This is a genomic window from Burkholderia sp. D-99, assembly GCF_011605345.1.
GTDB lineage: Bacteria > Pseudomonadota > Gammaproteobacteria > Burkholderiales > Burkholderiaceae > Burkholderia.
Genome location: NZ_JAAOXM010000001.1, coordinates 1,586,874 through 1,613,081, shown reverse-complemented (window position 1 = coordinate 1,613,081; position 26,208 = coordinate 1,586,874). Strand labels below are relative to the sequence as shown.

General features: G+C 68.3%; 26 protein-coding genes. 10 read left to right on the top strand and 16 right to left on the bottom strand.

What is annotated here, in order from left to right; translation table 11 throughout:
* Positions 1–245: 245 nt before the first annotated feature.
* The gene (locus HAV18_RS07020) at positions 246–1,019 is read right to left on the bottom strand and encodes an AraC family transcriptional regulator (RefSeq protein ID WP_166954042.1); all 774 of its coding nucleotides are present in this window, start codon (positions 1,017–1,019) and stop codon (positions 246–248) included.
* A gap of 35 nt (positions 1,020–1,054) precedes the next feature.
* Entirely contained in the window at positions 1,055–1,396 is a 342-nt protein-coding gene (locus tag HAV18_RS07015) for an FKBP-type peptidyl-prolyl cis-trans isomerase (protein ID WP_027791040.1), read from the bottom strand.
* Positions 1,397–1,977: 581 nt separating this feature from the next.
* On the opposite strand from HAV18_RS07015, the gene HAV18_RS07010 reads away from it, so the two are divergent.
* Together HAV18_RS07010 and HAV18_RS07005 are read left to right on the top strand one after the other, a co-directional pair.
* Entirely contained in the window at positions 1,978–2,895 is a 918-nt protein-coding gene (locus HAV18_RS07010; protein ID WP_166954040.1) for a metal-dependent hydrolase, read from the top strand.
* Between the two features lie 455 nt (positions 2,896–3,350).
* Entirely contained in the window at positions 3,351–4,823 is a 1,473-nt protein-coding gene (locus tag HAV18_RS07005; protein ID WP_166954038.1) for a sigma-54 dependent transcriptional regulator, read from the top strand.
* Positions 4,824–4,851: 28 nt separating this feature from the next.
* Here HAV18_RS07005 and HAV18_RS07000 read toward each other — a convergent pair whose 3' ends face one another.
* Positions 4,852–5,238, bottom strand: coding sequence for a GtrA family protein (locus HAV18_RS07000; protein WP_166954036.1), 387 nt, complete (start codon positions 5,236–5,238; stop codon positions 4,852–4,854).
* A 1,130-nt stretch (positions 5,239–6,368) separates the two neighbouring features.
* On the bottom strand, positions 6,369–7,151 hold the full coding sequence (locus HAV18_RS06995; protein WP_021156310.1) for an ABC transporter substrate-binding protein: 783 nt from the start codon (positions 7,149–7,151) through the stop codon (positions 6,369–6,371).
* Between the two features lie 234 nt (positions 7,152–7,385).
* On the opposite strand from HAV18_RS06995, the gene HAV18_RS06990 reads away from it, so the two are divergent.
* Together HAV18_RS06990 and HAV18_RS06985 are read left to right on the top strand one after the other, a co-directional pair.
* Positions 7,386–7,805: an MbcA/ParS/Xre antitoxin family protein gene (locus HAV18_RS06990; protein WP_166954034.1), complete on the top strand. Its 420-nt coding sequence runs from the start codon at positions 7,386–7,388 to the stop codon at positions 7,803–7,805.
* Positions 7,806–7,807: 2 nt separating this feature from the next.
* Positions 7,808–8,503 (top strand): RES family NAD+ phosphorylase, encoded by a 696-nt coding sequence (locus tag HAV18_RS06985; protein WP_166954199.1) that lies wholly within the window; start codon positions 7,808–7,810, stop codon positions 8,501–8,503.
* 120 nt (positions 8,504–8,623) lie between these two features.
* Here the strand turns inward: HAV18_RS06985 and HAV18_RS06980 are convergent, their stop codons facing one another.
* Positions 8,624–9,355: a metallophosphoesterase gene (locus HAV18_RS06980; RefSeq protein ID WP_166954032.1), complete on the bottom strand. Its 732-nt coding sequence runs from the start codon at positions 9,353–9,355 to the stop codon at positions 8,624–8,626.
* A gap of 137 nt (positions 9,356–9,492) precedes the next feature.
* On the opposite strand from HAV18_RS06980, the gene HAV18_RS06975 reads away from it, so the two are divergent.
* The gene (locus HAV18_RS06975; protein WP_166954030.1) at positions 9,493–10,146 is read left to right on the top strand and encodes a DUF1345 domain-containing protein; all 654 of its coding nucleotides are present in this window, start codon (positions 9,493–9,495) and stop codon (positions 10,144–10,146) included.
* Positions 10,147–10,170: 24 nt separating this feature from the next.
* Here HAV18_RS06975 and HAV18_RS06970 read toward each other — a convergent pair whose 3' ends face one another.
* Together HAV18_RS06970 and HAV18_RS06965 are read right to left on the bottom strand one after the other, a co-directional pair.
* Positions 10,171–10,839, bottom strand: coding sequence for a glutathione S-transferase (locus tag HAV18_RS06970; RefSeq protein ID WP_166954028.1), 669 nt, complete (start codon positions 10,837–10,839; stop codon positions 10,171–10,173).
* Between the two features lie 153 nt (positions 10,840–10,992).
* Positions 10,993–11,700 carry a class I SAM-dependent methyltransferase gene (locus HAV18_RS06965; protein WP_166954026.1) on the bottom strand — a complete coding sequence of 236 codons (708 nt, stop codon included), beginning with the start codon at positions 11,698–11,700 and terminating at the stop codon, positions 10,993–10,995.
* A 306-nt stretch (positions 11,701–12,006) separates the two neighbouring features.
* Here HAV18_RS06965 and HAV18_RS06960 point away from each other — a divergent pair, with 306 nt between their 5' ends.
* Positions 12,007–13,659, top strand: a complete 1,653-nt coding sequence (locus HAV18_RS06960) for a DUF3459 domain-containing protein (RefSeq protein WP_166954197.1) — start codon at positions 12,007–12,009, stop codon at positions 13,657–13,659.
* 71 nt (positions 13,660–13,730) lie between these two features.
* Here HAV18_RS06960 and HAV18_RS06955 read toward each other — a convergent pair whose 3' ends face one another.
* The 5 genes from HAV18_RS06955 to HAV18_RS06935 form a co-directional block, all read right to left on the bottom strand.
* Entirely contained in the window at positions 13,731–14,315 is a 585-nt protein-coding gene (locus HAV18_RS06955; RefSeq protein WP_166954024.1) for a thiamine phosphate synthase, read from the bottom strand.
* 31 nt (positions 14,316–14,346) lie between these two features.
* The gene (locus HAV18_RS06950) at positions 14,347–15,690 is read right to left on the bottom strand and encodes a hemolysin family protein (protein WP_166954022.1); all 1,344 of its coding nucleotides are present in this window, start codon (positions 15,688–15,690) and stop codon (positions 14,347–14,349) included.
* Positions 15,691–15,766: 76 nt separating this feature from the next.
* A complete protein-coding gene (locus HAV18_RS06945; RefSeq protein ID WP_166954020.1) occupies positions 15,767–16,546 on the bottom strand; it encodes a HAMP domain-containing sensor histidine kinase in 780 nt (259 codons plus the stop codon).
* Positions 16,547–16,613: 67 nt separating this feature from the next.
* Positions 16,614–17,537, bottom strand: coding sequence for a DMT family transporter (locus HAV18_RS06940; RefSeq protein WP_166954018.1), 924 nt, complete (start codon positions 17,535–17,537; stop codon positions 16,614–16,616).
* Positions 17,538–17,578: 41 nt separating this feature from the next.
* Positions 17,579–18,436 carry a LysR family transcriptional regulator gene (locus HAV18_RS06935; RefSeq protein WP_166954016.1) on the bottom strand — a complete coding sequence of 286 codons (858 nt, stop codon included), beginning with the start codon at positions 18,434–18,436 and terminating at the stop codon, positions 17,579–17,581.
* Positions 18,437–18,551: 115 nt separating this feature from the next.
* On the opposite strand from HAV18_RS06935, the gene HAV18_RS06930 reads away from it, so the two are divergent.
* From HAV18_RS06930 to HAV18_RS06920, 3 genes are all read left to right on the top strand, one after another.
* Entirely contained in the window at positions 18,552–18,935 is a 384-nt protein-coding gene (locus HAV18_RS06930; protein ID WP_059521475.1) for a tautomerase family protein, read from the top strand.
* Between the two features lie 126 nt (positions 18,936–19,061).
* Positions 19,062–20,696, top strand: coding sequence for a CHAD domain-containing protein (locus HAV18_RS06925; protein WP_166954014.1), 1,635 nt, complete (start codon positions 19,062–19,064; stop codon positions 20,694–20,696).
* Positions 20,697–20,744: 48 nt separating this feature from the next.
* Complete coding sequence (locus tag HAV18_RS06920) at positions 20,745–21,581, top strand: TOBE domain-containing protein (RefSeq protein WP_166954013.1); 837 nt, start codon at positions 20,745–20,747, stop codon at positions 21,579–21,581.
* 166 nt (positions 21,582–21,747) lie between these two features.
* On the opposite strand, the gene HAV18_RS06915 is transcribed toward HAV18_RS06920, so the two are convergent.
* The 4 genes from HAV18_RS06915 to HAV18_RS06900 form a co-directional block, all read right to left on the bottom strand.
* Positions 21,748–22,449 (bottom strand): sulfate/molybdate ABC transporter ATP-binding protein, encoded by a 702-nt coding sequence (locus HAV18_RS06915; RefSeq protein ID WP_043177825.1) that lies wholly within the window; start codon positions 22,447–22,449, stop codon positions 21,748–21,750.
* Positions 22,450–22,504: 55 nt separating this feature from the next.
* Positions 22,505–23,182 (bottom strand): molybdate ABC transporter permease subunit, encoded by a 678-nt coding sequence (gene modB, locus HAV18_RS06910; protein ID WP_166954011.1) that lies wholly within the window; start codon positions 23,180–23,182, stop codon positions 22,505–22,507.
* A 10-nt stretch (positions 23,183–23,192) separates the two neighbouring features.
* Positions 23,193–23,993 (bottom strand): molybdate ABC transporter substrate-binding protein, encoded by an 801-nt coding sequence (gene modA, locus HAV18_RS06905; protein WP_166954196.1) that lies wholly within the window; start codon positions 23,991–23,993, stop codon positions 23,193–23,195.
* A gap of 137 nt (positions 23,994–24,130) precedes the next feature.
* Positions 24,131–24,829, bottom strand: a complete 699-nt coding sequence (locus HAV18_RS06900; RefSeq protein ID WP_059521469.1) for a phosphatase PAP2 family protein — start codon at positions 24,827–24,829, stop codon at positions 24,131–24,133.
* A 248-nt stretch (positions 24,830–25,077) separates the two neighbouring features.
* On the opposite strand from HAV18_RS06900, the gene HAV18_RS06895 reads away from it, so the two are divergent.
* Entirely contained in the window at positions 25,078–26,187 is a 1,110-nt protein-coding gene (locus HAV18_RS06895; protein WP_166954003.1) for a PHB depolymerase family esterase, read from the top strand.
* Positions 26,188–26,208: the final 21 nt, after the last annotated feature.

The following is a 26,208-nucleotide window of genomic DNA, read 5'->3' as shown; positions in this document are numbered from 1 at the left end:
AAGCACGAACGAAGCACGAACGAAGCACGAACGAAGCACGAACGAAGCACGAACGAAGCACGAACGAAGCACAAACGAAGCACGAACGAAGCACGAACGAAGCACGAACGAAGCGTGGCGAAGCAGTGCCAAGCCGGAACGAAACGGAAACGACGAATGCTACGGCCGGGCCGGCGCGAACGCGGTTTGCCGAACCGTGCCGCTACGTACGTTGATGCGTGCTCAGCACGGGAGCAAGGCTTTGCTCAATGCCGCTCGCCGCGCCAGCGTCCCGGCGCAACGCCGAAGCGTTTCGTGAACGCATGCGTGAACGTGCTTTGATCCGCGAAGCCGACCATCCCGGCGATATCGACGAGCGGATATCGGCCGTCCGCGAGCAGGATCACGGCCGCGTCGAGCCTGAGCCGCTGCAGGTAGCGATGCGGCGTTTCGCCGAACGCATCGACGAACAGCTGATGAAAGCGGCGCATCCCGTAGCCGCAGTGCGCGGCGAGATCGGCGATGCGCAGCGGCTCGGCGAGCCGTGCGCGCAGCCAGCGGTCGATGCGCGCGAAATCGAGGCCCGATGCGGGCGCGGCGATGTCGCGTTCGTCGAGCAGTGCGCCGCACAGCCGGGCGGCGGCCTGCCACTGGAAGCGGTGCGCGGCCGCGTGCGGTACGTCGCCGGCGGGCGCGTCGAGTTGCGCGGCCGCTGCCGCGATCTGCGCGACCAGCGACGTCAGTGCCGGATCGATTGCCACGGCGCGCGCGCTGTCGAACAGCCGCTGCGGCACCGCGAGTGACGCGAGGGGAAGATTGAGCACGAGCTGGCGATTTTCGCCAAGGCCCGCGTAATCGTGGCGTGCGCCGGCCGGAACCAGCCAGGCGCTGTGCCGGTCGAGCCGCTGGCTGACGCCGTCCACCGCCATCACCATCGCGCCGTCGATGCCGAGCACGATCTGGTGAAAGTCGTGCACGTCCGACGCTTCGAGCGCGTCGTAGCGTTGCAGCGCGACGGTGGGGGACGGAAGGTGCGCCATGGGGCGGGGTGTCAGCTGGCGGCTCGTGTGCCGTGTCAGATGGCGAGCAGTTCGACTTCGAACACGAGCGTCGCATTCGGCGGAATTACGCCGCCTGCGCCGCGCGGGCCGTAGCCGAGTTGCGGCGGGATCGTCAGGCGACGCACGCCGCCGACCTTCATGCCCTGCACGCCTTCGTCCCAGCCCTTGATGACCATGCCGCCGCCGAGCACGAACGCGAACGGGTCGTTGCGATCCTTGCTCGAGTCGAATTTCTGACCGTCGGTCAGCCAGCCCGTGTAGTGGACGCTGACGGTCTGGCCGGCTTGCGCTACGTCGCCGGTGCCTTCGGTCAGGTCTTCGTATTTGAGGCCCGATTCGGTCGTGATGACAGACATGACTTCTCCTGAAAAAGGATGGGTAAAACCGCTATTGTAGGCGAGCACGCAGCGGGCCGCCGCTCATGGCTTTCGGCCCGTCGTGCGCGTATCGCGGACGGCTGAAGGCTGTCGCGGCCGCGATCGCCGGAAATGCAAATGGAACGCGCGTTTGAATTTCCAGCGAACCCCGCGACCGGGGTTGCACCGCGCGAGTGCGACGCGTGTATGAATCGGTGCTACCGGAGCGCCTGGCCGCACGCCGCACCGGGTTGCCGGATGGTGCGAAACTCCCGTCACACGGGGCTTCCGGGCCGCCGCCGCGTTGCGGTGCCGGCCGCCGAGAATGGCTCGCGCGCGGTTACGCGCGTTCGAATCCGGCCCCGTCCGGATGCTGTTCGAGCGCCGCTTTTTCCGCCTTTTCGACCGTGCCCTGTTTGGAAGCGCGCATCTACCGCGCGGCTTGCACGCGCCGCCGCGGGCGGCCTATCTTTACAGCTGTCGATGTCAAGATTTTGGCGGTGCGCGACGCGCCGCCCGGGCCCGCGCCGGCTGCGTCGGAAGACGCGCCGGGCCGCGCCGGAACCAGGAGAACGATGAACATGAAGTCAGCCGCTTCCGCCACCGCAGCCGGGATCATGCCGGTGCGCCGCGACCTGCGCTTCGACCTGCCGGTCGAACGCGCGAAGGACTGGCATGGCCTCGGGTCGCACGTGACCCATTTCTTCAACGCGCTGTCGCTGCTGTTCCCGGCCGGCGAGCGCTTCTTCATGGATTCGGTGCGCAACTATCGCGACCGGATCGACGATCCCGTGCTGAAGCAGCAGGTGCTTGGCTTCATCGGTCAGGAGGCGATGCACACGCGCGAACACATCGAGTACAACGAGCTGATGCAGGCGAACCACCTGCCCGCGCGCAAGCTCGACCAGCGCGTGTGGGCCGTGCTCGGCTACATGAAGCGCAAGCTGCCGCATTCGGTGCAGCTCGCGCATACGGTCGCGGCGGAGCACTACACGGCGATGCTTGCCGACTGGCTGCTGCGCGACCCGACGCGTCTCGCAGGTTCGGTCGAGGGCTACCGCCAGATGTGGATCTGGCACGCGCTCGAGGAAACCGAGCACAAGGCCGTGTCGTTCGACGTATGGAACGCCGCGATGGCGCCGGGGCTGCGTCGTTACCTGATCCGCATCGGCGTGTATCTGCTGACGACACTGACGTTCTGGCCGACCGTGTTCCTGATGCACGCGACGCTGCTGTGGCGCGATCGTGGCGCCGGCCATCACGTGCGCGGCATGCTGCGGATGGTCGCGTTCCTGTACGGGCCGCGCCGCGGGCTGTTCCCGCGCATCGCGGGTGAATGGCTGAGCTTCTTCCGGCCGGGCTTCCATCCGTGGGATCACGACAATCATCACCATCTCGCGCGGGTCGACGCGCTTGCCGCCACCTACGGCGAACACGGCGGCACGCCGGCCGGCCGTGGCCGTGCGAACGGGCCGGCGCCGCTCGCATCGGGCCGTTGATACCGCGCGCTGCGCCGGCGTGCTCGGTATCGGGCCGAGCATGTTGCGTTCCTGCATCAGCCGGCTTCCTCTGACGATTGATCGAAATCAATTCGAGCTGCCCGCGGGGGTATCCCGCTGGCCGGTCGACCGCCTGCGCACGCATGCGTGGGCGAGCCGACCCTGCGTGCGCCGAATCGCCCGCGAACACCGCGCGCCAGTACCGGCGTGGCTTTGCGCGTCGCACCGTCGCCCGTTCACCGCTCGCGCCCCGCACGCCACCGGGATAACACCCATCTAGCCGGGCGCCGGCCGCATCGATATACCGTTCATGACGATGTCCACCTCACGTGCGATTCATGCACGTGGGGATTTTATTCGGACGGAAATGCGGCCAATATGTCGGTTCGATCGAGGTCCGTCGCACGCGACAGCGAGCCGGGGCGCGCGATACCAATGCCAAGCGGGGAACAACGATGGTTGCTAGGTCACCTGACGCAAACGGGCAGGCGGTGTCCGAGATGACGCATGTGTCCGTCACCGCTCCCGAGGACGGACGCAAGCTGTTCGTGATCATGCGTTCGCCTGACGAGCCGTTGCTGGCGCAACTGCGCGGGCTGGGCTGGGAAATCTCGGTCGCGAAGACAGCCGGCGCCGCGCAGAACATGACGTCCGGCGTGAGCGTTGCCGCCGGGCTGGTCGATTTCACCGGGTTCACGTCGCGCGACTATCCCGCGTTGAAGGCGTGCCTGAGCCAGCCGTCGATCGGCTGGATTTCCATCGCTCAGGCCGGCATCACGATCGGCCCTGCCGTGCGCGAGCTGATCCGCAGCTATTGTTTCGACTACGTGACGCTGCCGCTGCCTTACGAATGGATTTCGCACGTGCTCGGCCATGCGCGCGGGATGGCCGCGCTCGATCGCGTCGACGGCGCGGCCTATGCGGCGTCGATCGGCGAACACGGGATGATCGGCAACTGCGAGGCGATGCAGCAGCTGTTCAGCACGATCCGCAAGGTCGCGAAGACCGACGCGAGCGTGTTCATCTCGGGCGAGTCGGGCACCGGCAAGGAGCTGACGGCGCTCGCGATTCACGAGCGTTCCGGCCGCGGCAAGGGGCCGTTCGTCGCGATCAATTGCGGCGCGATTCCGCATCACCTGCTGCAGTCGGAACTGTTCGGCTACGAGCGCGGCGCGTTCACCGGCGCGAACCAGCGGCGCGCCGGCCGGATCGAATCGGCGAACGGCGGCACGCTGTTTCTCGACGAAATCGGCGACATGCCGGTCGAAAGCCAGGCGAGCCTGCTGCGCTTCCTGCAGGAAGGGAAGATCGAGCGGCTCGGCGGGCAGGAGTCGATTTCGGTCGACGTCCGGATCATCTCGGCGACGCACGTCGATCTCGACGGCGCGGTCGAGGCCGCGCGCTTTCGTGCAGATCTTTACCACCGCCTGTGCGTGCTGCGCATCCACGAGCCGCCGCTGCGCGCGCGCGGCAAGGACATCGACATCCTCGCGCACTACGTGCTGCAGAAGTACAAGGCCGACAGCGGCCGCAAGATCAGCGGCTTCACGTCGGCCGCGCTCGACGCGATGCGGCGCTACGAATGGCCCGGCAACGTGCGCGAGCTGATCAACCGCGTGCGGCGTGCGATCGTGATGGCCGAGAGCCGGCTGCTGACGCCGCACGATCTGGGGCTCGAGACGCCGGGAGAAACCGAACCCGTGACGCTCGAACAGGCGCGGGCGCTCGCCGAGCGCACCGCGATCGAGAATGCGCTGCTGCGCAACGATCACCGGATCAACAAGGCCGCCGCCGAACTCGGCATTTCGCGCGTGACGCTCTACCGGATGATGATCGAGCACGGGCTGAACGATCATGACAACAACGGTGACAACGGCGGGCACGACGGCGCGCCGTCCGGCGACGCAGGGCATCAGCGGGTCGGCTGAGCGCTGCACGTGTGACGCGTGAACCGGTTCAGCGATAGGTCCAGAGCCGGTGCAGCACGAACGTGACGGGCGGCACGCACAGCACGACCGCGACGACGCTCCACGCGCGTGCCAGCCCGAGCGTCTCGGTACCGTGCGCAAGCAGCATCGTCACGACGAGGCCGGCCATCGCGACGGCGAGAAAGCGCACGAAGTTGCCCCACGTCACGGGCGACGAAAAACTCCACAGCGTGTTGGCGAGATACGAGAACGCGGTCGAGCAGGCAAACGCGACCGCGTTCGCGCTCACGGGCGTCGCGTCGAACAGTGCGAACATCGCGGCCGCGATCAGCGCATGCAGTGCGGTCGAACCGAGGCCCGACACACCGAAGCGTATCAATCTGGCGCGTTCGGCGGCATCGAGGGTGCGGATCATCGGGGCGATCGTTCGGGCGGTTTGGCGGCGTGTGGAGCGGTGTCGTGGGGCGCGGCATTCGCCGACAAAAGGCACCGATGCGAACATGGCAAACGCCGGTTTCGCAGTATAGCCGTGCGGTCCGCCGGCCCGGCGCCGGCCGATGGATGGCGCGGACAACCTGCGGCTCGCGTGCTGCCGGCGGCATGTAAAGCGCATGAAACATTTCGCTTCGGCAGCCACGCAATTTTGCGTGGCAAATCGGGGTGAACGGCCGGCCGCGCATCGGTAAAAATGCCGCGCTTCATTGTTCAGCCTTATCCGGCAAGGCAGGGCCGCCACGCGGCCGGCGCGTGCCGCGCGCCGCGTGTTTCAGTTTCGTAACTTCCCGCATTCGGCACCCGTTGCGGCCGCCACGCTGCCCGGTCAACCCCTTGTCCGGACGGGCTTGCGCGAAGCTGGCCCGCTCCTTGCGGAAGTGGACGTGCGAAAGTCGACGATGCACGGTCCGTCCGGTTCGGCAGCGAACCCTGTCAGTACCGGCCAGGACACAGTCCGCGGGGATGCGGCGGCGGAGCGCGGCACGGCAGCCGCGTTCCGGCGAGCACGGAGCGTCGTCACCTGATCGTCGGGGCACCGGCCTCGTCCGGTTGCCGGAACAACCATCAGACTGATACGGGGTAGAAAAATGAACGATCGCCACACGCCGCGGCCGGCAGGCCGCGATCGCAGTGAGTCGGGACATCGTCGGTCGAACGTCGTTCTCGCAGCCGGCCGGCATGCATCGACAGGCCATCTCTCCGCGCCCGGTGCGAGGCGGATCCGGCTGATTGCCGGTCATCCGCGCCGGGTCGGCACTTTCCTGCACGCGGATCCGATCCGCAAGGGCATGTGCGCACGGGCGCCGGTACCGCGACGCCCGCTCTTCGCATACTGACTGAAGCCGCACGATATCCGTTCGCGCCGGGCATCGTCCCCGCGAACGATCAATCTGCAATCCGAAAGAAGCGCGAAGCGACATGCCGCGCATACGGCGGATGATGCATTCGATGTGACGGCAAACGGCGTCATGCCGTTGCCGTCCGGTGGTGAGGGGAGGGGCGGTCGGACGCGCGCGACGGGAGTGGCGCCCGTACGCGCGCGACGCCGTTTCAGCCGCCGTAGATGTCGAAGTCGAAGTATTTCGACGCGAGCCGCTTGTAGGTGCCGTCCTTGACCATGTCGAGGATGGCGCCATCGATCTTCGCCTTCAGGTCGGTGTCTTCCTTGCGCAGCCCGATGCCGGCGCCGATGCCGAGCACCTTCTCGTCGACGAGCTCGGGGCCGACGAACGTGTAGTTCGCGCCGCGCGACGATTTCAGGAACCCGATCGCGGCCTGCACTTCATCCTGCAGCGCCGCGTCGAGGCGGCCCGAGGTCAGGTCCGCGTACACGCCGTCCTGGTTCTGGTACGACACGACGTTTGCGCCTTGCTTGCCCCAGTACGCCTTGGCGTATGTTTCCTGCGTCGTGCCCTGCTCGACGCCGATCGATTTGCCCTTCAGCGATTCGGCCGTCGGCAGCAGCGGCGAGCCCTTCTTCACGACGAGCCGCGTCGGCTGGTTGTAGATCTTCGTCGTGAAGCCGATCTGCTGCGCGCGCTGCGGCGTGATCGACATCGACGACAGCACCGCGTCGAACTTCTTCGCCTTCAGCGCCGGAATCATCCCGTCGAAATCGTTCTCGAGCCACACGCACTTCGCTTTCAGGCGCGCGCAGATCTCGTTGCCGAGGTCGATGTCGAAGCCGACGAGCTTGCCGTCGGGTGCCTTCGACTCGAACGGCGCGTAGCTGGCATCGGTGCCGAAGCGGATCGTGGTCCAGTCCTTCGCGACGGCGGGGCCTGCGGATACCGCGAGCAGGGCGATCGAAACAGCGGCAATCAGTCTCTTCATGGTGCGTTCCTTGGCGGGGTGCTTCCGGTTTCTGTGCGGCACGGTTTCACGGACCCGAACCGCATCTGCGCGCGGTGTCCGCACGGCCATTAACGCAGAAAATAAAATAAGAGTCCAGAATGGACAAAAAATGTCGTTTTGTCGGATGCATGGGCTGGTCGCCGGGTGTCGACCCTTGCAAAAATACGAAAATGGACTAATCTTGTTAGTAGATTCATTTAGAGACTAACGATCATGTCACAGCCAGCCTACGAATCGCATTCCGCCCCGCCGCAGGCTTCGATCGCGCAGATGTCGGCGGCCGGCCTGCGCGCGTTTTTCAACATCGCGCGCGACTGGGAACTGACGATCGACGAGCAGATCGTGCTGCTCGGGTCGCCCGGCCGTTCGACGTTCTTCAAGTGGAAGGCCACGCCGGAATCGGCGCGGCTGCCGCGCGATACGCTCGAGCGGCTATCGCTGCTGCTCGGCATCTACAAGGCGCTGCAGATTCTGCTGCCGCAGCCGGCCGCGGCGGATGCGTGGGTCAAGCGGCCCAACGACGCGGCGCCGTTCGGCGGCAAGCGCGCACTCGACCGGATGCTCGCCGGCAACGTCGGCGACCTGATCGCCATCCGGCAATATCTCGATGCGATGCGAGGTGGCTGGGCGTGACGATGCCGATCCAAGCACAACAATGGCCCACGACCGCGGTCGACTGGGCGCCTGCCTATCGCGTGATCCCCACCCGTTTTCCGGCAATCAACCTGTTCGACCGCGTTGCGTCAGCGGACGATTTCGACGCGCTTTACGCGCTCGAATCGCTGACCAACGACCGGATTCGCAACGAAGTCGGCACGCTTGATCTCGTGCCGCCCGCCGAGCGTCGCTACGGGCAGGGCTGGGGGCCGATCATGGCCGCGTTCACGCACCTGAATCCGCAGGGCAGCCGTTTTTCCGACGGCAGCTATGGCGTGTTCTATTGCGCGCGCTCGCGCGATACGGCGATCGCCGAAACGCGTTATCACAGCGCGCTGTTCCTGGCGGCGACGAAGGAGCCGCCGATGCGCCAGCAGATGCGGCTCTACACGGTGATTGCGCAAGGCGACGTGGCCGACGTGCGCATGTGGCCGAAACGCGATCCGGCGTTGCTGCACCCGCTCGACTACAGCGCCGGGCAGGCGCTCGGTCGTGCGGTGCGCAATGCCGGCGGCGCGGGGATCGTCTACCCGTCGGTGCGGGATCCGCGCGGCGAGTGCCTGGCGGCGTTCCGCACCGCGCTGCTGCGCGACTGCCATCACGCGGCGTACCTCGAATACAACTGGAACGGCTCGGTGGTCGACGTGGTGTTCGAACTGAACCAGGTCGGCTAGTATCCGCCCGCGGGCGTCAGGGCGTCAGGGCGTCAGGGCGTCAGGGTGTCAGGGTGTCAGGGTGTCAGGGTGTCAGGGCGTCGGGGTGTCAGGGTGTCAGGGTGTCAGGGCGTCAGGACATCAGGGCAGCGGCCACTCGCCCGCCTGGCGTTCGCGCGCTTCGGCCTGCGTCATCGACCAGGTGCGCCCGGTGCGCGGCTCGGCGAGCGTGAGCCGCCCGGCCGGTGCGAACGCACCCGTGTCGATGAACCACTGCGCGCCGATCCGCTGCGGTGCGCGCACCGGCGTGTGCCCGGTGCAGGTCAGCGACAGCCCGGCTTGCCGCGCCGGATCGGCGAGCCCCTGGACGAGATCGCGGCCCCAGATCAGCCGTTCGCGCACGTCGTGCGAATAACTGCCCGTGTCGAGATCGGCGTCCGAGCCGAAGAATTCCGCATGCAGCACGTTGAAGCGCCCGGGGCCGACGCCGATCACGCGCACCAGCGGCAGCGCGTCGACGCGCGCCGCATGCGCGTGCAGCCGTTCCGGCGGCAGGTCGGCGCCCCAGTCGCCGCCGATCCCGCGCCACGCGTCGGGCGACAGCTTGCCGCGCGCCACGAGGCTCAGCACTTCCTCGTGATTGCCGCGCACGACGTGACACCACGGGCGGTCGAGCAGCTCGAGCGTGGTTTCGGATGCCGGGCCGCGGTCGACGAGATCGCCGACCGAGAACAGGCGGTCGCGAGCCGGATCGAAGCGGATGTCGCGCAGCAGGGCGCGCAGCACGTCCACGCAGCCGTGCAGGTCGCCGACGACGAAGTCGCGGCCGGCCGTGTTCGCGGGATGGCGGCAGAGAGGGGCGGTGGCAGTCATCCCATTATCTTAGGCGCTCGCGCCCATCGCCACGTCACGATGGAATGACGATAATCGGGGCAGTACCCGCCGGCGCGGCGTAGCGGGCTGTCCCGCGCGCCGGTCGAACCCTTTCCATCCGCTTTCGGAATCACACGATGACGTTTTATCCGCAGGTATTACGCAACCGGCCGCGCATGGTTGCGGCATTCGTCGCCGGCTTGCTTTGCGCGCTGCTCCTGCCGTTTCCGCTGCGTCCGACCGTGCGTGCGCTGATCGGCTGGGATTGCGCGATCTGGCTGTATCTCGTGCTGATGTGGGTGCGCATGGTCACCGCGCACCACCACAAGGTGCGCGAAGTCGCGATCCGCGAGGATGAAAACGCGACGACCGTACTGACCGTCGTGTGCCTCGCGACCGTCGCGAGCGTCGCTGCGATCGCGATCGAGCTCGCGACCGCCAAGAGCGTCGGCTTCAGCGCGGGACTCAGCCATTACGCGATCACGGGCGCGACGCTGTTCGGCGCGTGGTTCCTGATCCCGACGATCTTCACGCTGCATTACGCGCGGCTCTATTACGGCTCGCCGAGCAGCGATCGCGCGCTGCGCTTTCCGGACCGCAACCCCGAACCCGATTACTGGGATTTCCTGTATTTCGCGTTCACGATCGCGGTCGCGTCGCAGACGGCCGACGTGTCGATGACGAACCGATCCGCGCGGCGCTCGGTGCTCGCGCAGTCGATCCTGTCGTTCTACTTCAACATGGCCGTGCTCGGGCTGTCGATCAACGTCGCGGCCGGCCTGCTGAGCTGACGCAGGCCTGGATCATCCGTAGCGTTACTTGAGCAGGTCGTACGGGCCGCCGCGCTCCAGCGCCCGCTGATACGCGGGCCGCGCGTGGATCGCGTCGAGAAAGCGCGCGATCGCGGGATACCGGCTGCCGCCCCCGCGCGCGGTCGCGGCTTCGAGCGGAAAGCTCATCTGGATGTCGGCTGCGCTGAAGCCGTCGCCGACGAACCAGCCGGTGCGGCTCAGCGCGCCGTCGATATGGCCGAGGTGCAGCGCGATCTGCGGATCGACGAAGCCCGACTGCAGCGTCGCGGCGATCTTGCGCGCGATCGGCCGCGCGAAGAACGGCATCGGCGCATGCGCGATCCGCAGCGCGACGAGCTTGAGCAGCAGCGGCGGCATCGCCGATCCTTCCGCGTAGTGCAGCCAGTACGTGTAGTCGTGCCGCTCGGGCGTGCCGGGCGGCGGCGCCAGGCGCCCGTTGCCGTAGCGTTCGACCAGGTACTCGATGATCGCGCCCGATTCGGCGTACGTGCGGCCGTCGTCGGTGACGACCGGCGACTTGCCGAGCGGATGGATCGCGCGCAACTCGGGCGGTGCGAGCATCGTCTTCGGATCGCGCGCGTAGCGCACGATCTCGTACGGCACATCCAGTTCTTCGAGCAGCCAGAGCACGCGCTGCGAGCGCGAGTTGTTCAGGTGATGGACGGTGAGCATGGCGACGCCGGAAGTGGGGGCGGGAACGACATCATACCCAGCGCGTGCGGCGCGCACGCGAAACGCGTCGCGCGCGGTGACACGGCGCGTCTGGCCGACCGAGTCTAGCCGGCCGCGTCTAGCCGACCGCACCTGGCCGGCCGCCCCGATCCATCACGCGCGCCGCACCGCGATCCACGCACCCCAGAACAGGCTCGCGAAAAAGCGCAGCGGCGCATCGAAGCCCGCCTCGCGCAGCAAACCGAACACGGCTTCCTCGGACGCGGGCGGGTCGGCACCCTGCAGGATCTTCGCGAGTTGCGCACGCACCGCATCGGGCGTCGCGCCTTTCATGCGCCAGCGCTGCTGCCATGCGTCGAGCAGGCGAGGGTGGTCCGCGTAGCGGCGATGGTTGCCGGCGAGCACGAGCGGCGCGCCGGGTTTCAGGCGTCGCGCGATCGCATGCAGCAGTGCCGCCTTCGCTTCGTCGCCCGGGACGTGATGCAGCACGCCGATCAGCGTCGCACCGTCGAATGCAGGCGTGTCGGGCAACGCATCGACACCGTCCTCGACGAACACCGCGCGCGTGCCGAAGCCCGCGGCCTCGATGTTCGAGCGCGCGAGCGCGAGCATCGGCGCGGACGGGTCGACGGCCGTGAACCGCCAGCCTGGCTCGAGCGCGGCCGCCACGCAGATTTCCTGCCCCGTGCCGCCCGCGCCCGCGACGAGGATCCGCGCATCGGGTGCCGCGATGGCCGACGCGAGCATGCACGCGGTGAGTTCATGGCAGGCATCGTAGCCGGCGAGCGCGATGCGGGACTGCTCGGCGTATTCGTGTGCACGTGCCGGATCGAATTTGGCGGCACTGGCGGGAAGCGACATGGCGGGTTCCTCGGGGAGGGGGCGGACGACGTGTCCGCGAGCATGGCGCAGAGCGTAAGCGTGCGCGGCCGGTGCAACAAGGCGAGCACGCATTCCGGTATGCGGGCTACCCGCCTCGCCGGCCCGTGCGGATTGCGGGTTTTCCCGGGGTCGATTCGCTTTTAATAATGTCCGGGAACGATGCATCGGGGTGGCGAATCCGGCGCATACTCGGTTCTCTCCCCCCGCCTGGCCGTCGCATGCCGGGCCCCGATGTGCCGCGCCGCTGGCGCGGCCATGCCGCTCGGTACGCACGAGGAGCGCATGATGTCCGATTGTCCGCACGATCCGTATGCGCAGCACCACATTCACTGCTTGCCGTTCGGCGCACAGCCCTGTGGCGCGCTCTGCGCGACGCCGCGCACGCATTTTCGCGTGTGGGCGCCGGGCAGCGCGCAGGTCCAGCTCGAACTCGATACTGGCTTCGGCCCGTTGTTCGTCCCGATGGCGGCCGCCGGCACGAACTGGTTCGAAGTCTTTGCCGATTGTGGCGCGGGCGCGCTTTACCGCTATCGCCTCGACGATGCGGTATCGATTCCCGATCCCGCGTCGCGCTCGCAACCCGAAGGGCTCAACGGCCCGAGCGAGGTCGTCGATCCGCGCGCGTTCACGTGGCGCAATACGTTCTGGCGCGGGCGCCCATGGGAAGACATCGCGCTCTATGCGATCCGCCCGCACGCGGTGGGCGGTTTTGACGCCGTGCGCCGGCGCCTGCCGCAACTCGCGCGCCTCGGCGTGACTGCACTGGAGCTGCTCGCGTCGCCTCACGACAGCCTGCCGTTCGCGCCGCTCGCGGCCGAAGGCGGTCCCGACGCGCTGAAGGCGCTGATCGACGATGCGCACGGCTACGGTCTCGCGGTGCTGCTGGAGCTCGACTACGCGCGCTTCGGCAGTGGCACCGATGCGCTGCGCCACTACGCGGCGCCGTTCTTCCACACGCGCGACGACCCACTGCAGGCGCCGCCGCTCGCGCTCGATCATCCGGAGGTCTGCGATTTCTTCTGCGACAACGCGCTGTACTGGATCGACGAGTACCGTTGCGACGGGCTGCGCCTGCGCGAAGCCGACCGGATCGGCGTGTCGTGGCTGCGCGAGATCGCGGATCGGGTGCGCGCGGCCGTGCCGGCTGACCGGCTCATCCATCTCGTACTCGGCAGCGAGCGGCATCCGGCGCATCTTGCCGATACCCATTTCGATGCGCAGTGGAACGGGTGCGGCGAACGCGCGCTGCATCGGCTGACGGGGCGCGACACGTCGGCTCATGAAGGCATTTCCGCGCACCAGTCGATCCACACGCTCGCCCGCGCGCTGACCGCGGCCGGGGCGGCGTTCCAGCCGACCGGGTCGGGAGAGGGCATGGCGGCCGACAGCGGGCTGTCGTTGACGTCGCTGGTGCTGTCCGATGGCGCGTGGCGCGACAGCGGGCAGGGCGACCACGGGCAGGAGGCCGGTCTGGCCGCACTTGCGCTGTCGCTGCTCACGCCGCAGATTCCGTTGATCTTCGACGAAACCGCGCGGGATGCCGATCGCGCGCATTTCGTCCAGTCGGCGCTGGCGGTGCGCGCGAAGCTGATCTCGCCGCGATTGTCCGATTGCCGGCCGCAGGACGCGCATGCGCTGAAGGCGGACGGTGACGGCGATGCCGACGCGCTGCTCGCGTCATGGCGTCTTGCCGACGACGAGACGCTCACGATCGCGTTGAACCTGTCGCCCGATGCGGTGCCGTTCGATGCCCCGAGAGGGCAGGTCGTGTTCGAGACGCCGGCGCGAGCGCGCGACCGGGTCGATGAAGGGGAGTTGCCGCCGTATTCGCTCGTCGCGTGGCTGACGGGTGACGTCAACCGGTATGCGCTTACGCACGATGCGCGTCGCATCGACGACGGTGCCTGGCGCGGATGGCGTCCGAACCTGAACGCATGACGACGTGAGCGGGTAAGAGACCGTACGGCCGGGCGCATCCGGGCCCGGCTGCACCGCAGGAAATTCCCGAACTACCAGAACCCGCGAATGCCGGCGATGCCGTACGCGCCGTGGCGGCGCGCGTCGTCGAGGTGCGTGCGCGTCATGCCGCCGAGCGCGAAGACGGGCATCGCGGCCTCGGCGGCCAGTGCGTCGAACTGCGCCCAGCCGAGCGTCGGCGCACCGGGATGACTGAGCGTCGGCAACACGGGCGACAGCGTGACGAAATCCGCGCCGCCACGCGCGGCTAGCAGCAGGTCGTCGTGCGTGTGGCAGGCGGCGGACACCCATCTTCCGGCCGGCAACGGCCGCTGCGTGGCGGCACGCAAGGCGGTGCCGTCAAGATGCCAGCCGGCACCGTCGAGCCGCATCACGCCGGCCGCATCGATCGGGCCGTTCAGCATCAGGTGTGCACCGGCCGCGTCACAGCGCACGAGCGCCGCAGCGGCGAGCCGTGCAAACGCGGCTGCGTCGAGCGATTTCACGCGCAGTTGTACGAGCGTCTCGCCGCGCACGAGCACGGCCGACAGCCGGTCGAGGAACGCCGCGCAATCGGCTGCCGACGCGGACGCCGGCTCCGGCGTGATCACGCAGCAGCGCGGCAGCGTGGTGGTCATCGCGTGCGGCAGCGGCAACCACGAGCGGCCGTCATTCGTCGGCCTCTTTCGTGATCTTCGGGTACACGCGCACGAGCACGATGCGCGGCCCGTTCATCTTCTTCACGACGACGTCGAAGCGGTCGAACGACACGCGCTGCCCTTCGGTCGGCAGGTCGCTGAGCGCCTGGATCACGAGGCCGCCGACCGATTCCGCGCGGCCTTCGTCGATGTCGATGCCGAGTGCCTGTTCGAGCGACACGACGGGCAGGCTGCCCTTGCCCATCAGCGTGCCGTCGTCGAGGCGGCTCCAGTCGGCGTCGCCCTGGCGGAACTCGTCGTGGATCTGGCCGACCAGCGCGCCGAGCAGGTTGTCGAGCGTCAGGAAGCCGATCGGCTTCTCGCCCTTGTTGCCGACCAGCGCGAAGTGAGGTGCGCCCTTGCGGAAGCGGCGGAACAGGTCGAGTGCCGGGGTGTCGGGCTTCACGTACTGCACGGGGCGCACGTAGTCGGACAGGTCTTCGAGCGCGGCGCCCGCGTGACGCGCGAGCAGCAGGTCCTTCAGGTGGATCAGCCCGCTCACCTGTTCGCGCGACGCATCCTCGAACAGCGGATAGCGGCTGAAGCGGTGCCGCGCGACGATCTCCATGTTGTCCGGCAGCGGCAGGTTGCGGCGCAGGCCGATCATTTCATGGGCCGGCCGCATCAGGTCCGACACGGTCATCGACGAGAAATCGAGCGAATGTGCGAGCGTGTTCCACTCGTCGTTGCTGTACGTGCCGCGCGCGGGCTGTGCCGGATTGCCGGTCGTGCTGCGGCGGCTGCGCAGGATCAGCTTCAGCTCGTCGGTCGAGTAGTGCGCGTCGCCGCCGTGGTCGGCCGACAGCCCCGCGAGCCGCAGCACCGCGTTGGCGCTGTTGTTGAGCACCCAGATCGCCGGGTACATCGCCCAGTAGAACGCGTACAGCGGCAACGCGACCCACAGGCCGACCTTCTCCGACTGGCGGATCGCCATCGATTTTGGCGCAAGCTCGCCGACGACGATGTGCAGGAACGAGATCAGCGAGAACGCGAACACCAGCGAGATCAGGTGCACGACGCGCTCCGACTGCACGCCGATCAGGTCGAGCAGCGGGCCGAGCAGTTGCGCGAACGCCGGTTCGCCGACCCAGCCGAGGCCGAGCGACGCGAGCGTGATGCCGAGCTGGCAAGCGGAAAGATACGCGTCGAGCCGGCCGTGCACGATGCCGAGGATGCGGCCGCGCAGGCCGTGCTTGCGGGCCAGTGTCTTGACGCGCGTGGCGCGCAGTTTGACCAGGCCGAATTCGGCCGCGACGAAGAACCCGTTCAGGGCCACCAGGAACAACGCGCCGATGAGCGCGAAGATCTGTAACAAAGAATCACTCCGGTTATGACAGGCCCATCAGTATAGAGCCAGAAAGGAATTTGTAATGTACTGGGCGGCCGATTGCTTACACCGGCGCCTCGCCGGGGACGGAGAACGTGATGGTGGCGGTTGCGCCATCGGCGAACGCGTCGTGCGAGAACGTGCCGCCGTGTGCGAGCGCGACGCGCTGGCAGAGCGCAAGCGTCCAGGCGACGCGCTTCGCGTCGCGTTCGCGTAGCAGCTCGCGTCGTGCGAACGATTCGAATGCGTGCGGCTGCGCGGGATCGGCGAGCGCGCCGGCGTCGACGGTGCACGTGGCGCGCGCGGTGAACTGCACGCCGTCGCGTGCGCACGCGACCGTCACGCGGCCGGCGGCGGCGCTGGCTTCGACGGCGACCGTCAGCATCGTCCAGAGCGCCTGCGCGATGCGTTCGCGGTCGGCGGTCAACGACGGTTCGCCGTCCGGCAGCGTCGCGTCGAGCGTCACGTGCCGTGCGTCGGCGAGCGCGAAACGGACGAGTGCGAGCGTGTCGTCGAGCAGCGCGCGCAGCGCGAACGGCTGCGGCTCGAGTGCGAGCGTGCGCGTTTGCGCGCGCGGCGCGTCGAGCACGTCGTCGATCAGCGCGACCTGCTGGTCGATCCCGGTGCGGATGCCCGCGAGCGCGCGCTGCAGATTCGGATCGGCGTTGGCGAGCTGACGCTCGAGCACGTACGCCCAGCTATGCATGGCGTTCAGCGGGCTGCGCAGGTCGTGCGACGCGGTGGAGAGCGCCTGGTCGCGCAGGAACAGCGCCGCCTGGGTGGCGTAATGCGCTGCGCGTTCGCGCAGCAGGTCGGCGGCGGGATCGACGGAAGTGGACGTCACGGAGCTGGCCTGTCGGAAGCGGTTGGCGTGGAAGTCACGCGAACCGCCATTATAGGGACGGTGCGTGTCACGCCGGCAGCGCGTCCTCGTCCTTTTTCCGGGCGTCGCCGTTCGGCAGCAACTGGCACGCGAGCAGGCCGGCCAGCATCAGCGCGCAGCCGACGAGCGCGCGCAGCGTCAGCGTTTCGCCGAGCGCGGCCCAGCCGGCGATCGCCGCGAACACGCCTTCCATGCTGAAGATCACGGCCGCGTGCGCGGGCGCCGCGTCGCGTTGCGCGACGACCTGCAGCGTATAGCCGACGCCGACCGACAGCAGGCCGCCATACAGCAGTGTCGGCAATGCGTTGCGCAGCATCGCACCGCTGACCGGCTCGACGGCGAGGCCGACCGTGAGGCACGTCACGCCGCATACGACGAATTGCATGAACGCGAGCACGAGCGGATTGTGGCGCTTCGCGAAATGGCCGACGGCCATCACGTGCGCGGCGATGATCACGGCGCCAGCGAGCTGGAACCAGTCGCCGTACAGCACCGAGAAGTGCTCGTTGATGCTGAGGAAATACAGGCCGATCGCCGCGAGCAGCGCGCCGAACCACGTGCCCGGGCCGATCCGGTGACGGGCGAACACGCCCATCAGCGGCACGATCACGACGTACAGCGAGCTGATGAAGCCCGCGTTGGCGATGCGCGTGTATTGCAGGCCGATCTGCTGCAGCGAAATCGATACCGCCAGCAGCCCGCCGAGCGCGAGGCCGGGCAGCAGCAGCGCCGGCTCACGGCGGATCGCCGCGAGCTGCGCGCGCGACGCCGTGTTCAGCGTCAGCAGCGGCACGAGCACCAGCGCGCCGAGCAGGAAGCGCAGTCCCGTGAACAGGAACGGCCCGATCACGTCGAGGCTCAGGCGTTGCGCGACGAAAGCCGAACCCCAGATCGCGGCGGCGGCGAGCATCAGCAGGTTGGCACGGAGGTGCTTGCGGGCTTCGGGCTTCATCGGAATTCTTCTGGAGATTGCGGGCGGCGGAACCTGCTAGTTTACGCCGAGATTGCAAGGCTGTCGGCAAACCTGCGCAACGCGGCGGCGGCGCGTGCGTCGCGCACGCGCGAATAGAGCACGACCTGCGACAGCGGCAGCGGCGGCAGCCCGAATTTCGCGCCGACGTCGACCAGCGTGCGCGGCGCGACACGCCGCGCGAGCGGGCAGACGGCAAGCCCCGCGGCAGCGGCGGCCGTGACCGCCGCGACGCCGCCTCCCGTAAAGCGCTCGCGCCACGGCCGCCCTGCGTGATCGAGTGCGCGCAGCGCGGCGGCCCGCACGCCGCACGGGCCGGCCAGCACCGCGAGCGGCAGCGGCTCGCCGGCACGCGGCGCCCAGTCCGGCGCGGCGAGCCACGCGAGCGGTTCGGAAAACAGCAGCGTGCCGTCTTCGCGCGGCGGGTCTTCGCCCGGTTCGTGCCGCACGATCACCGCATCGAACCGGCGTTCGTCGTATTGCGCGAGCAGGTTCGTCGACGTTCCGAGATGCATTTCGAGCGACAACCCCGGATCCTGCCGATGCAGGCTCGTGAGCACGGCCGGCAGGTCGGGCACGGCCACATGTTCGCTGACGCCGAGCGCGAGCCGGTGCGTGCCGGCCGAGATCGCGCCGAGCGCGTGGTCGTGCGCATCGAGCAGCGCGCGGGCGGCCGGCAGGAAATTCTCGCCGTCGGCGGCCAGCTTGACCACGCGCGGCGTGCGCGCGAGCAGCGGCTTGCCGAGGTGGGTTTCCAGTCGCTTCAGCTTCAGGCTCACGGCCGACTGCGTGGTGCCGAGCGCATCGGCGGCGCGCGTGAAGCTGGCGAGATCGGCGACCAGCACGAACGCGCGGACGGCATCGAGGTCAAGGACTTTCATTTCTGATGTAAATGGATGAAATATGCATCAATGACTGTTTATTATAGTTCGGCGGGCCTAACCTGACGCTGTGTTTCCGTTCTTCAACGTCAACTTCACCGACAGGAGCAGGACCATGCCATTCACCCGTATCGCAGTGCGCGAAGGCAAACCGGCCGCCTACCGTGCGGCGCTCGTCGACGGCGTGCATCGCGCGCTGATGCACACGTTCAACGTGCCCGAGGACGATATCTTCATGGTCGTCACCGAGCATGCGGCCGAGAACTTCGTATACGGTCGCCACTACCTCGATATCGAACGCAGCGACGATCTCGTGATGATCCAGATCACCGCGAACAACACGCGCACGCTCGAACAGAAGCGGGCGCTGTACCGGGCGATCGCGGACAACCTCGCGCAGCAGCCCGGCGTGCGGCAGCAGGATGTATTCATCAGTCTTGTCGAGGTGCTGAAGGAGGACTGGTCGTTCGGCAACGGCCTCGCGCAATACGCCGTTTGACCTGCGACAGGTCGACAGGGCCAGATCGTCGCCTGCGCGTTTTTGCGACGTGTACTATGGAAGCTGCTTCACGGGCGACGCCGGTGCGATCGATGCGCCGGCGCTTCTTCATGTGCAGGAGCCTCCATGTCGCGTGTGCTGGAAATCGTGTTGTCGCTGTCGCTGGAAGGGTGGCCCGTCAAGGCTGCAAGTCGCGCCCGCGGCGCGCAGCGTGATTTCGGCGCCGAGCTCGTGCGCGCGTGGCGGATCTGCCCGCAGGTCCGGATGCGCCGCGGCCATGAACGCGTGACGATCGAGCCATGCCAGATCGAGGAGGCCGAGCCGAGCCCTGGCGCAAGCTGGTGGACGTGGGTCGAGTCGAATGCGCATGGAAGGCGGGTCGTTGCGTCGCGCACGAAGGCGTTCGCGCCAGGTGTCACGGCGCGCGAGCTGTTCGACGCGGAGCATGCGGGCATCGTCGTCGCGATGCCGTTACCCGTACGCGAGGCGGCCGTCGCGGCCGAGGCCGGCGCAGCGGCAAGCGAAGTCGACGGCGCCGCGCCGGATACGGCCGGGCGCCCGGAGGGCAGCACACAACCGGAATCGTCGGCGCTGCGCCTCGTCAGCGAACGGCGGCGCGGGCGGTGGGCCGACGACAGCGGCGTCGTGGTCGAGATGACGCTCGACGACGTCACGCTGCACCGCGGCAGCGAGCCGCCGCACCGCTACGTCGAACTGCGTCTCGCCGCGCCCGATTGGGAAACCTTGCCCGCGCGCACCGCCGCGCTGCACGCGCTGTTTGCGGCGGCGCGCGAATTGAGCGGCGCGTGGCCCGCATTCGTGCAACTGACGAGCGTGATCGATCGCACATGTGCGGCCGAGCCGACCACCGACGGGCCCGTCAAGGCAAAGCTCGTCGACCTGACCGGCGTGCGCACGCAGCGCGCCGCGCTGTTCGCGCTGTCCGGCGACATCACTGCGCAATGGCTCGGCAACGAGGGCGGCGTGCTCGAGCACGACGATCCCGAATTCGTGCACCAGATGCGGGTCGCGCTGCGCCGCCTGCGTACGCTGATGCGCTTCTTCCCGCTCTTTGCCGACCGCCAGTGGCGGGACACGCTCGGCGTCGACCTGCGCTGGCTTGCCGCGCTGCTCGGCACGGTGCGCGACTGGGACGTGTTCGCGACCGAAAGCCTGCCCGCGCTGATCGCCGCCGACGGTGGCGACGGCGAGTGGCACGGCACGCTCGACGCCGCACGCGCGCAGTGCGGCGCGGCGCGGGGCGAGTTGCGGCAGGCGCTGCATTCGGCCCGCTACGCCCGGCTGACGCTCGGCTGGCTCGAATGGCTGAGCTTGCTTGCGCTGCCGCCCGCCGAACACGGCGATGCACCCTCGCTGCGGCGCCACGCGACGAAGCGCGTGCGGCGGCTGTTCGGTCATCTGTACGCGTCGCCGTCGCTCACGTCACTCGACACGGCTGCGCGCCATCAGGTGCGGATCGATGCGAAGCGGCTGCGCTATGCACTCGAATTCTTCGCGTCGCTGGCGTCGCGCCGCACACGCACCGAGACGGTCAAGACGCTCACGCGCGTGCAGAGCGTGCTCGGCGAAGCCAACGACACGATGGTCGCGCTGCATCATCTCGAAAAACTGGCGGCGCCGCCGTACCAGCTCGGTTTCGTGCGCGGCTACGGCGCTGCGCTCGAGCAGCGCGCGGCGCGCGATGCCGAGACACTGCTTGCCAGCCTGCGGCCGCCGAAGCTCGACGGCAAGCCGGGTTGAGCGGCACGCGCTGACTATAATGGCCGCCCGATTCCCGCACGTATCCCGATGACCGACACACCGCATTCCTCCCCGTCCGCCGAACCGCTCGAACTGGGCGGCGAGCTGTGGCTGCGCGCCGGCGAACAGACGCTCGGCGGCGCCACGCGCATCGCGCTGCTCGCGGCGATCGGCGACACCGGTTCGATCACGCGCGCGGCGAAGGCCGTCGGCCTCAGCTACAAGGCTGCCTGGGATGCCGTCGACACGATGAACAATCTGGCCGGTGAACCGCTCGTCGCGCGTTCGACGGGCGGCAAGGGCGGCGGCGGCACGACACTGACGCCGCGCGCGACGTCGCTGATCGCCGCGTTCCGCACGATCGAGCGCGAGCATCGCCGGTTCATCGAGGCCGCGAGCGCGGCCGTGGCCGGGTTCGACGTCGACTGGGCGCTGATCGGCCGGATCGGGATGAAGACCAGCGCGCGCAACCAGTTGTTCGGCAAGGTCGCGTCGATCGTGCGCGGCACCGTCAACGACGAGGTCACGCTCACGCTGCCCGGCGGGCAGCCGGTCGTTGCCGTGCTGACGCACGAGAGCGCCGATGCGCTCGGCCTGCAGGCGGGCGCGGATGCATGCGCGCTCGTGAAGGCGTCGTGGGTCGTGATCGCGGTCGATGATGGCGAGCCCGCGTTGAAGGTGTCCGCGCGGAACCAGCTGCGCGGCCGTGTGGAATCCGTCACGGCGGGCGCGGTGAACAGTGAGGTGACGCTGGCGCTGAATGGCGGTGGGACGCTGACGGCAGTCGTGACCAACAACAGCGTCGGTGCACTGCAGCTCGACGCGGGCCGGCCGGCGATCGCGCTGTTCAAGGCGTCGAGCGTGATTCTTGCGGTGACGGGCTGACGAAGCAGGAGGGCGGCGCGCTTCGGCGATCGTGTAACGGGCGGGGCGAAGCCGGCATCGCACAGCGCCTGCACGGCACCGGCTTCGTTTCCGCTTTCAGCATATGCCGCTACGCGCGGCTTCTCTCAGGCTCCAACCTGCCTGCCACGACCACGGCCTCGCACGCTCACGCGACGCGCGTCGGCCACTCGGCGTGCGGCGGAGCCGCCTGCACGCGTCCTTCGCTCAACTGCACGACCTGGTCGCCAAACGCGGCGACGTCGTCGGGATCGTGCGAGATCAGCACCATCGGGATATCGAGCCGCGCCTGCAGTTCGGCGAGCTCGTGACGCATGCGCTGGCGCATTGCGCCGTCCAGCGCCGCGAACGGTTCGTCGAGCAGCAGGATCCGCGGCTGCGCGACCAGTGCGCGCGCGAGCGCGACGCGCTGTTTCTGCCCGCCCGACAGTTGCGACGGATACTGCCCCGCGAGCGCTTCGAGATCGAACGCCTGCAGCCAGTACGCGACTTCCGGCGGTACCGTCTTTGCGCGCGGGTTGCGCAGCCCCGACGTGAGCCCGAACGCGATGTTCTGGCGCACGTTCAGGTGCGGAAACAGTGCGTAGTCCTGGAACAGGTACGCGACGCGGCGTTCGCGGGTCGGCACGTCGATGCGGCGCGCGGCGTCGAACAGCGGTTCGCCGTTCAGCACGATCGTGCCTTCGTCGGGCGACAACAGTCCGGCGATCGCCTGCAGCGTCATGCTCTTGCCCGCGCCGGACGGCCCGAACAGCACGACGCGCTGTGTCGTCGCAGTGAACGACATGTCGAGCGTGAAGCGGCGCTCGGCGTTCGCGTAGGTCTTGCGGATGTCGACGACGAGGCTCATGCGGGCCTCCGCCGAAGCCGGCCGGCCACGAAAGACGATGGGCGAGGCAGGCACTTCATGTCAGCTGGCTCCGCCGGGCACGCGACGGCATGAGCCAGCCGGTCGCGAGCAATACGAGCACGCAGGTGATCGACGTCACCAGCACGAGGAAGTTGGCCGTGTTGTCGTCGCCGGCCTGCACGGCCGCATAGATCGCGACCGACAGCGTCTGCGTGCGGCCGGGCAGGTTGCCCGCGATCATCAGCGTCGCGCCGAACTCGCCGAGCGCGCGCGCGAACGCGAGCAGCGCGCCCGCGAGGATTCCGCGCGTGGCGAGCGGCAGCGTCACGCGGAAGAACACCGCGACTTCGCCGAGCCCGAGCGTGCGCGCGGCGCGTTCGAGATGCGGATCGACGCCTTCGAATGCAGCCCGCGCCGATTTCAGGATCAACGGAAACGCGACGACCATCGACGCGATCACTGCGCCTTGCCACGTGAATACGAGCTCGATGCCGAGCCTGTCGAGCCACGCGCCGAACACGCCGCGCCGGCCGAGCAGCACGAGCAGGTAATACCCGAGCACCGTCGGCGGCAGCACGAGCGGCAGCGTCAGCACGGAATCGACGACGTCGCGCAGCGGCGAGCGCCAGCGCGCGAGCATGAACGCGGCCGCGACGCCGAGCACGATGTCGAGTGCGGTCGCCCAGCCGGCAACCTTCAGCGACAGCAGCAGCGGGACCCAGGCGTCTTGCATCGCGTTACGCTCACTTGCCCGCGGGCTTGAAGCCGAACGTCGACAGCACGGCCTGGCCTTGCGGCGACGCGACGAAGTCGATGAACGATTGCGCCTGCGCGGCGTGGCGGCTGTCCTTGACCACGGCGATCGGATAGGTGATGGCGGTCTTCGTCGGCACCGTCAGCGCGATTTTCACGCGGCCCGGCATGATCGCGGCGTCGGTGCCGAACACGAAGCCTGCGTCGACTTCGCCGCGCGCGACGTAGTCGAGGCTCTGGCGCACGTTGGCGGCCAGCACGCCCTTCGCGCTGACGGCATCCCACACGCCTGCCGCGCGCAGCGCGCCTTCGGTGTAGCGGCCGACCGGCACCGAGGCCGGGTCGCCGTACGCGATGCGCTTCACGCCGGGCGCCGTCAGATCGTTCAGCGACGTCGGCGCGGCGGCCTTGCTGTCCGCCGGCACGATCAGGACAAGCGAGTTCGCGGCGAAATCGCGACGCGTGCCGGGCACGATCACCTTTTCGTCGACCGCGCGATCCATTGCCTTCTGGTCGGCCGATGCGAACACGTCGGCCGGCGCGCCCTTGGCGATCTGCTGCATCAGCACGTCCGACGCGCCGAAGTTGAACAGCACCTTGGTATCCGGATGCTGCTTCTCGTACGCGTCACCGACGGCCTTGAACGCGTTCGTCAGGCTGGCGGCGGCCGACACGACCAGTTCATCCGCGGCGGAAGCGGGCGCGCTGAACGCGATGCCAGCAGCGGCAAGCGTGGCGATCGGCAGCAGGCGGAGCAGGGTGCGGCGAAGCGGACGGACGGTTGAGCGCATGGTGGATTCGTTTTGAATGGGTGGAAACCGTAATCGTAATATAGGGCGGGTTATAACGCTCGACATACCGCTCATGCGACGGCGCGCATGTAATGGTCAGACCTGAATAGGGGTGTGTGCGCCGGCCGGGTGACCGGTCACGTACGGAGCGTCTGCGGTGACGACTGGGTGCGCTGCAGCGACGACGGCTGCGATGCGGGGCGGTAGTTCGGGTTGGCCTTCCAACGCGCGCGGACGAACGGGCGTTCGTGGCCCGACAGTTGCAGTGCCACCTTGGTGACCCAGCGATGCGACGGCACCGTGATGCCGTGCAGCGCCACGGTGACGAGCGCGAGGCTCGCGACGACCGCGGGCACCGACCAGCGGTGTGGCACCGCGCGCCATGAACCCGCGATAAACGCGAGCGCGGCGATCGCGCCGACGATACAGCCGGTGATCGATTCGGACGGCGAATGCGCGTCGAGCGCGACGCGCGACACGCCGACCGCGACGCCGGCCGCGAGCCCGAGCGCGATGCCGGCGATCCGCACCGGCGTGCGCGTGCGGATCAGCGCCAGGAAAATCGCGACCGGATAGACCGACGTCGACAGCATCGCATGGCCGCTGAACCCCGTGAAATCCCACTTGCGGATGCCGATCCCCCAGCCGAGGAACGCGATCTTCGTCAGCGCGACCACGCCGATCGCGGCCGCGAGCACGCCGAGCCACGCGGCCGCGCGCTGCCACGAGTAGCCGAGCGCGAGCCAGACGGCGATCGTGATCGCGAGCGGCAAGGTCAGGCCGGCGCCGCCGAACGCGGTGATCATGATCCACAGGTGAGACGACAGGTCGAACATCGGGAAGGGGACGAACGAAGGCGGGGAGGATGCTTAAATCAACGCGCGAGCCGGGAAGAACGACTACAACGGATACAAGCGGCGAAACCCCAGTATAGCGCCGCGTGCGCATGAGCCCCGTTTTTTGCGCGGCCGGGAACTATCCGCATGCAGGAAAAATCCCAGAAACAATGTTATGGTGCATTGCACAAAGTCGAACGCTGCATCCGTTGTGGTGCCCCTATTTTTCCTGACTGCGAGCCCGATCGATGACCAAAAGTCTGACCAAGGTGTGGGTAGGCGGCATGAAACGCATGCTGTCTCCGGCCGCCAAGCGCGCGGCGCGCGATGCGCAGCGCATCACATGCGACGCCCTCGAAGCCGCGGCGTCTCCCGCCGTATCCGATCTGTCCCCGCCGCGCGAATCGCGCGTGCGCCCGCGCGCGGCCGCCTGGGCGGCCGGCGAGTGGACGCGCGGCGAACATCCGATGGCACCCGCGCTCGGGCGCCTCGTTCAGCATCTCGCTTACGGCCTCTACGTGCCGCCCGGCCGCCGGCGTGGCGCGATGCCGCTCGTCGTGATGCTGCACGGCTGCCAGCAGTCCGTCGACGAATTCGTGCAAGGCACGCGGATGAACCTGCTGGCCGACAAGCATGGTTTCGCGGTGCTGTATCCGGAGCAGTCGCTGCGCGCGCACGCGCACGGCTGCTGGCACTGGTATGAAGATACTGACCGCGCGGGCCGTGGCGAGGCGAACGCGGTGGCGTCGCTCGTCGATGCGCTCGTCGACGAGCGCGGTTTCGACGCGTCGCGTGTCTATGTCGCGGGGCTGTCGGCCGGTGCGGGCCTCGCGTCGCTTCTTGCACTGCACCATCCCGACCGCTTCGCGGCGGTGGCGTTGCACTCGGGCCCCGCGCTCGGCGAGGCGAATTCCGGCATTACCGCGATGGACGTGATGCGGCGCGGCGTGCGGCAGAACCCGGCCGCGGCCGTCGATGCGCTGGTTGATGCCGCCGCGTATCCGGGCATGCCGGCGCTGATCGTCCAGGGCGACGGCGACCACGTGGTTGCGCCGAAAAATGCCGACCAGCTGACGGTTCAGTTCATGCGCTTGAACGGGCTCGCCGACAGCCGCGGCGCACTGCGAGGCGGCGAGCGGGTCGAGACGCGCGACACGGGTGTGCAGATCACCGATGTCTGCCGCGACGGCGAGCCGGTCGTGCGGCTCTGCCACGTGAAAGGGCTCGATCATGCGTGGGCCGGCGGAGATGAAGCGGTGCCGTTTCATGCGGCGGTCGGCCCCGATGCGAGCGCGATGATCTGGGCCTTTTTCGAAGCACAGCAGCGCACTGTGGCGACCGAACGACGCATCGTCTGATCGACGCTGGCCAAGAACTAG